Origin of the sequence: Corynebacterium ammoniagenes DSM 20306 (assembly GCF_001941425.1) — a bacterium.
GTDB lineage: Bacteria > Actinomycetota > Actinomycetes > Mycobacteriales > Mycobacteriaceae > Corynebacterium > Corynebacterium ammoniagenes.
On the sequence record NZ_CP009244.1, the window covers coordinates 2,784,063 to 2,790,185 of the forward strand.

At 53.9% G+C, this 6,123-nt stretch carries 8 protein-coding genes; all 8 read right to left on the reverse strand.

Annotated elements, in window-relative coordinates:
- Nucleotides 1-38: 38 nt before the first annotated feature.
- The 8 genes from CAMM_RS12710 to rpmH all read right to left on the reverse strand — a co-directional run bounded on the left by CAMM_RS12710 (nt 39) and on the right by rpmH (nt 5,325).
- The gene (locus tag CAMM_RS12710; RefSeq protein ID WP_040355221.1) at nt 39-728 is read right to left on the reverse strand and encodes a hypothetical protein; all 690 of its coding nucleotides are present in this window, start codon (nt 726-728) and stop codon (nt 39-41) included.
- A 32-nt stretch (nt 729-760) separates the two neighbouring features.
- Nucleotides 761-1,909, reverse strand: coding sequence for a ParB/RepB/Spo0J family partition protein (locus CAMM_RS12715; RefSeq protein WP_003847028.1), 1,149 nt, complete (start codon nt 1,907-1,909; stop codon nt 761-763).
- Between the two features lie 16 nt (nt 1,910-1,925).
- Nucleotides 1,926-2,774, reverse strand: a complete 849-nt coding sequence (locus tag CAMM_RS12720) for a ParA family protein (protein WP_003847029.1) — start codon at nt 2,772-2,774, stop codon at nt 1,926-1,928.
- A 10-nt stretch (nt 2,775-2,784) separates the two neighbouring features.
- Nucleotides 2,785-3,408: a 16S rRNA (guanine(527)-N(7))-methyltransferase RsmG gene (gene rsmG, locus CAMM_RS12725; RefSeq protein ID WP_003847030.1), complete on the reverse strand. Its 624-nt coding sequence runs from the start codon at nt 3,406-3,408 to the stop codon at nt 2,785-2,787.
- A 105-nt stretch (nt 3,409-3,513) separates the two neighbouring features.
- Complete coding sequence (gene yidC, locus CAMM_RS12730) at nt 3,514-4,497, reverse strand: membrane protein insertase YidC (RefSeq protein ID WP_075761565.1); 984 nt, start codon at nt 4,495-4,497, stop codon at nt 3,514-3,516.
- A gap of 36 nt (nt 4,498-4,533) precedes the next feature.
- Entirely contained in the window at nt 4,534-4,809 is a 276-nt protein-coding gene (gene yidD / locus CAMM_RS12735) for a membrane protein insertion efficiency factor YidD (protein WP_003847032.1), read from the reverse strand.
- Nucleotides 4,810-5,178: a ribonuclease P protein component gene (gene rnpA / locus CAMM_RS12740; protein ID WP_075761566.1), complete on the reverse strand. Its 369-nt coding sequence runs from the start codon at nt 5,176-5,178 to the stop codon at nt 4,810-4,812. It lies immediately after the preceding gene.
- A 3-nt stretch (nt 5,179-5,181) separates the two neighbouring features.
- Nucleotides 5,182-5,325 (reverse strand): 50S ribosomal protein L34, encoded by a 144-nt coding sequence (gene rpmH / locus CAMM_RS12745; protein ID WP_003847033.1) that lies wholly within the window; start codon nt 5,323-5,325, stop codon nt 5,182-5,184.
- Nucleotides 5,326-6,123 lie beyond the last annotated feature (798 nt).

The window sequence follows — 6,123 nt, forward strand, 5'->3', positions numbered from 1 at the left end:
TGAGACGAGAAGTCTCCCGCGGTGTATTTTTATCTGCCCTAGGCTAATGCTTTGGCCACGAGGTCTTCGACAGCCGCCGCTGAGAGCAACGCATGGGCCGGTGGCAGCTCCAAGCGCAGGCGCGGGACAACTGGATGGTCCTGGACTATTTCAAAGCCCGCGCTTTGCAGCACAGAGACCGGCAAGAGGCCGATGTGATCGGGACGGGTGCCTAAAAAGTGCCGCGCGATCTCGAAATTAACATCGGCAAAGAACGTGGAGGAATGGCTGCTAAAGAGTTCTTCAATGCTGGAGGTATGCCCGCCGGAATCGGAAGGATCGTAGAAGATGTCATCGTCGGCATTTTCACCCATATCGTGGTAGCCGAAGGCCTCAACGGCATCGAATTCTCGCTCCACTAGATCCATGATCGCGGTATCTAATAACACGGATTCTAAGCCACGGCCGGCACGCTGCGAGGTAACGAATAGCGAGGTAATGATGGCAGCATCCGAGCTGACAGGGCCTGTAGGCAGCTTAGCAACGCCTGGGGCGTCTTGGGCTGCACAGTAGATAACCGTGGCGTCAGTGCGGATGCTGAACCCGCAGGGGCCGAAGTTGAGCAAGGTGGACGATATCCACGCAGCCTTTTCAAAGCCCGGGTCCTCAACATCGCGCGCAGACTCCCAAAACATAGAAGTTGCCGCCCGCGGGTGCATCTCCGAATGTGGAGTCAGTGGTACCAGCATTGCCCTGACCTTAAATTCCAGTGGCCAATTTCTTATTGTGCGGAGCCTTGCGTCCCCGAGCCATCGATAAGCGACATGATGCGCTCGAAGTCTTCTTGATCTCCAAACTCCACGACCATTTTGCCCTTGCGCTTGCCCATTGTCACAGTGACCTTGGTGTCAAAGCGATCAGAGAGACGCTCTCCCGCGTGAGTGTAGATCTCAGGCTGTGGCTGCGCTGGCTTCGGCTGCGGCGCATCAGGCATACCGTTGCGCTTAATCAGCGTCACAGCTTCTTCGGTAGCACGCACAGACAAGCCCTCGGCGACGATGCGCGAGGCGAGCTTGTCCATCACGTCCTTGTCATCTAAGCCCAGCAAGGCACGAGCATGGCCGGAGCTTAGCACCCCAGCTGCGACGCGACGCTGTACTTCAACGGGCAGGCGCAGCAAGCGAATGGTATTGGTAATCTGCGGACGCGAGCGACCGATACGGTCTGCCAACTCATTCTGAGTAACGTCGAATTCTTCCAGCAGTTGCTGGTACGCGTGTGCCTCTTCCAACGGGTTGAGCTGAACGCGGTGAATATTTTCCAGCAAGGCATCCCGCAGCAAGGAGTCATCCTGGGTATCACGCACGATCGCCGGAATGGTGGCCAAGCCAGCCTTCGCTGCGGCACGCCAACGACGCTCACCCATGATGAGCTCAAACCCGCCCTGACCGGACGGACGAACCACTACCGGCTGCAGCAGACCAAACTCCCGAATGGAGTGCACGAGCTCGTTGAGCTCTTCTTCATCGAAGACCGTACGTGGCTGCTTCGGGTTCGGCTGGATCTCACCGATTGGGATCTCGCGGTAAGTCGCGCCAATGGATGCAGGCTTTGGTTGACGCTTTTTAGAATTAGACGTCGAAATCGTCGGTGCACCCGCCACGCGCTTCGTGCCGCCAGATCCGGAGCCACTATGACCGGAAGTCGTAGAGCCCAATCCGCCGGAGCGCTTCGTCGACTTGGATTCTGAGTCCTTGCCGGAGTCTGCGTTTTCTTTGTCATCGCGCGGTTGTGCCATGCCTAAGATGACATCGGCAGCGCTATCACCCAAGCGTGGTTTGCGCGTTGGGGCATCCGGGCCAGTGGGGATCAAAGCGGCAAGGCCGCGACCCAGTCCACCTGGTTTTGCCTGTGGTTTTTTATCAGACATATAAATCTCTCCCAGCCTAAGCTTCTAATTCCGCATAAATTTCCGGACTCACACCAATAACGCCTGTGGTTTCATGCGGAAGATAGTCACCGCGTTCGTGCAGTTCTTTGGCTGCTGCAACATAGGCGTGGGCTCCGGGTGATGAGGGATCATATTCAATCACAGTCTTGCCAAAACCGGGAGCCTCAGACACGCGAATGGAACGCGGAATCAGGTTTCCTAAGACGACTGCACCAAATTGCTCACGTACTTCATCCGCCACCTGGGCCGCTAGCTTGGTCCGGGCATCATACATAGTCAATAGCACGCCAGAGATATGCAAATCTTCGTTGAGGTGCTGGCGAATCATGGTGATATTGCCCAGAAGCTGACCGACGCCCTCCAGCGCGTAGTACTCACACTGAATCGGGATAATAACTTCTTCCGCGCACGTCATGGCGTTAATGGTGAGCAAGCCCAACGATGGCGGGCAGTCAATGAAGACATAGTCAAAGCCATGCTCGTCTAAAAAGCCTTTGTGCAAAGCGTCATACAGACGAAACTCGCGGCGGACTAGCGAGACCATCTCAATTTCCACCGCGGCCAGATCAATGGTCGCGGGGATGCAAAATAGGTTTTCTAGCGTCGGCGATGACTGCATGGCCTGCTCGGCATTGATATCTCCCAGCAGCAATTCATAGCTCGACGGTGTCCCGGAGCTGTGTTCAACATTAACCGCGGTCGAAGCGTTGCCCTGCGGGTCTAGATCGATGACCAGAACTTTGCTGCCTGCTTCAGCTAAGGCAGCGGCAAGATTTACAGCAGTGGTGGTCTTTCCCACACCGCCTTTTTGATTCGCAATAGTAATCAGGCGCGGTTTGTTCATATCCACCACTCTAGTTCACCCGTGGGACACGGATAATGGTAGTCCCGTGCACTACTTCAACCGTGGCTTTTCCGCCGCCGGCTTTTTTAATATCTGCTGCATCACGCGCTAATTCTTCGTGCACGGATTCGCCCTTCATGGCGATCATTTCTCCGCCACGGCGCACGAGCGGCAACGACCACTTGGCTAGTTTGCCCAGCGGCGCGACTGCGCGGGAGGTGACAATGTCCGCACCAGCCACAGCTTTTTTCACCGGGCCTTCCTCCGCGCGCCCGCGAATCACGGTTACATTATCTAGCTCAAGCGCATCAACGACTTCTTGCAGAAAGACCGACCGCTTCAGCAGTGGCTCGATCAACGTGATTTTCAGATCTGGCCGAGCAATCGCTACGGGGATGCCGGGCAGCCCAGCGCCTGATCCGACATCGACGACAGTGGCTCCTTGGTCCATGACCTCAGTGATTACTGCACAGTTGATGAGGTGGCGATCCCACAACCGTGGGACTTCCCGTGGCCCAATAAACCCGCGAGTAGAGCCATCCGTGGCGAGCAAATCATGGTATTTCTCCGCCAAAGGCAGACGGTCTTTGAATACTTCCGACGGCTCCACGCAGGCAACTCCTTGGTCAAACACACAAAAATGACTAATTAAATAATTGAAAAATGATGAGATCTAAAAAGCGTCTGGAATTAAAATATCCCAGACGCTTTAAAGTATAAAGGCTAAAAATTGCTCAGCCTAGTTATTGCCCTGCTTACGCTGCTTTTTGGTGCGAGTATCACGCTTGCGTGCGCCTGGCTTTGGAGCGGTCGTGCGCTTGAGCTCGATCTTTGCCTGCTCCGCCTCTTCTTCTTCACGATCCATCTTGGCGTTGACCATACGGGTCTGGACGAAGGTCCACACAGTGTTAGCCAGCATGTAGAACAACAGACCAATAGGCCAGATAAAGCCCGAGATAACCAGCATGCCGGGCATGACCCACAGCATCATCTTGGACATCATAGCCATCTGCTGCTGCATCATCTCCGCATTTTGACCCTGCGGTGCTTGAGTCTTACCAGCAGCACGGCGAGCTTCCTGGCGATCCAGGGAGGTACGGGCGTTGAGGTGAGTCAAAGTCGCAATGACGATAATCAACGGAACGATAATCACGGCAGCCTGGAAGGTGGTGACATCGTGCAGAATCGGTGAGTTCAAACGCAGGTTGGCTACCAGTGGAACGCCAAAGAACTCCGCGTCTAGGTAGGACTGCACCTGCTCAGGGTTGAAGAAGTAGTTGCCAATGGAGCGGTTTTGCTCAATGGACATGGGCTCACCGGCTGGGTGGCCAATGCCACCAGCCACGGACACCGTGCGGTCAAAGGAACGCAGAACGTGGAACAGACCAATAAACATTGGAATCTGCGCCACCATCGGCAAGCAGCCTGCCATCGGTCGGACCTTGGCGTCCTTGTAGACCTTCTGCATTTCTTCTGCTTGCTTGGTCTTGTCATTGGCGTACTTGGTACGCACTTCTTGCAGCAGTGGCTGCAGCTCCTGCATCTTGCGCTGTGAACGCAAGGAGCTCAGGGTTGGCTTGACCATGATGGCCTTTAGGGTCCACGTCAGCAAAACAATGGCTAGGATCCAGGTCAGACCCGCGTTGGGGTCCAGCACTAGACTCAACAGCCAATGCCAGCAATACAGCACGAATGAAATCGGCCAATAAATAAAATTAAGCACTGGGGATGGGTTTCCTCAACTGATCGATTAAATGTGTTACTTCTTCGGCACCGGGTCAAACCCGCCCGGATGCCACGGACCGCATTTGACCAGCCTAGCCGCAGCTAAACCAGCTCCGCGCACCGCGCCATGAATAGAAACCGCTTCCAGCGCGTAGGCACTGCATGTTGGTTCGAAGCGGCAAGTTGACACCGTCTTAAGCGGGGACACGTGCTTTTGATAGAAGCGTACCGCTTTTACCAATGGTTTCGCTGCGCCACGAGGCTTAGGAATTTCTTCGCCTTCGGAATTGAAATATCCATCGCCGCTCATTTAGGAACTCTTTTCAAGTTTCTTGCGAACTCTGTGCACTGCAGAGCGAAGATCTTTTTCCAAATCTGCGCTGCTGGCTTGAGCACTCGCCGGCAATGCCCGAATGACAATGTCCCAGGTCGGAGGTATCTCATGGGTTAGGTCCATGCACACATGCCGAAGCCGTCGGGACGTGCGGTGTCGAATAACTGCATTCCCAACGGCTTTAGAAACAACCAAGCCGAACCGCGGACCAGTGGTCACGAGTTCGGCTTCAGTAGTGGTGTCGTATGCATGCACGACAACAGTGTGTGACCCCACGCGACGCCCACGTTTGATTGTCCGGCGAAACTGCGCCGGAGACGTGAGCTTAAATTGAGTGGGAAGCACGAATTAAGCAGTCAGCTTAGCGCGACCCTTCTTGCGGCGAGCCGCAACGATTGCGCGACCCGCACGGGTGGACATGCGAGTGCGGAAGCCGTGCTTACGAGCACGACGACGGTTATTTGGCTGGAATGTACGCTTTCCCTTTGCCACGATATTCTCCTCTAGGTTTCACCGGGCTAGGTACACAAGGCACACCGAGCCCGTATTAAAAAATTTACAAATGTGGGTAGTTAACGTTTCACCACCAGTGAAGACTCTCCCGACTGCGCTGTTCAAAGCGCTTTTCGGTGAGCACTTGGCACACGGGGCAAGACACATACTCACGCACAGCCATATTGCTGCGATAGACCATGACAGATTACGTGATTTGACCTGCTTTAAACAAATCGACACACAGGGGCACCCGAAATTACAAAGATGTTTTTACCTGCTGGATAAAGGCACTTTCATGGGGTCATCCTGCGAGCTTGACTGCTGAAGATTTTGACACGATTTTCCTTTCGCGCCAAAAGCGAGCTCGGGAAGATACTCCACTAGACAGAGGGTTCAAAAACCGGGTAAACATGAGTAATCAACTTATTCACAGTCTCGGCGAGAATGTGAATAACTCTCAATTTAGACTTTAGACTTTTCGAATTATCGCAGGTAAACGCAATGACTAGGGCTATTGGGAGTTATCCACACCCATAGACTAGGCTGTGGATAACCAATCTTTTCACACCTGTGGATAACTCTGTGGACTACAAGGTAGTTGCCGAATTCCGACTGTGGAAAGTTCAGTGAGAAAATGGAATTTAGCTGTTGATGGATAAATTACAAGTTCTCCCGCGACTGGAGCTAGCACCAGCACTTTAGTGCAGAATGTGATCTGGCCAACAATCGCGCAGCGGGCGAGAGCCTGCCTTTTTATTTCTGTCCGTTTCCTATCTCAATGCAAAGGGCTTTGGT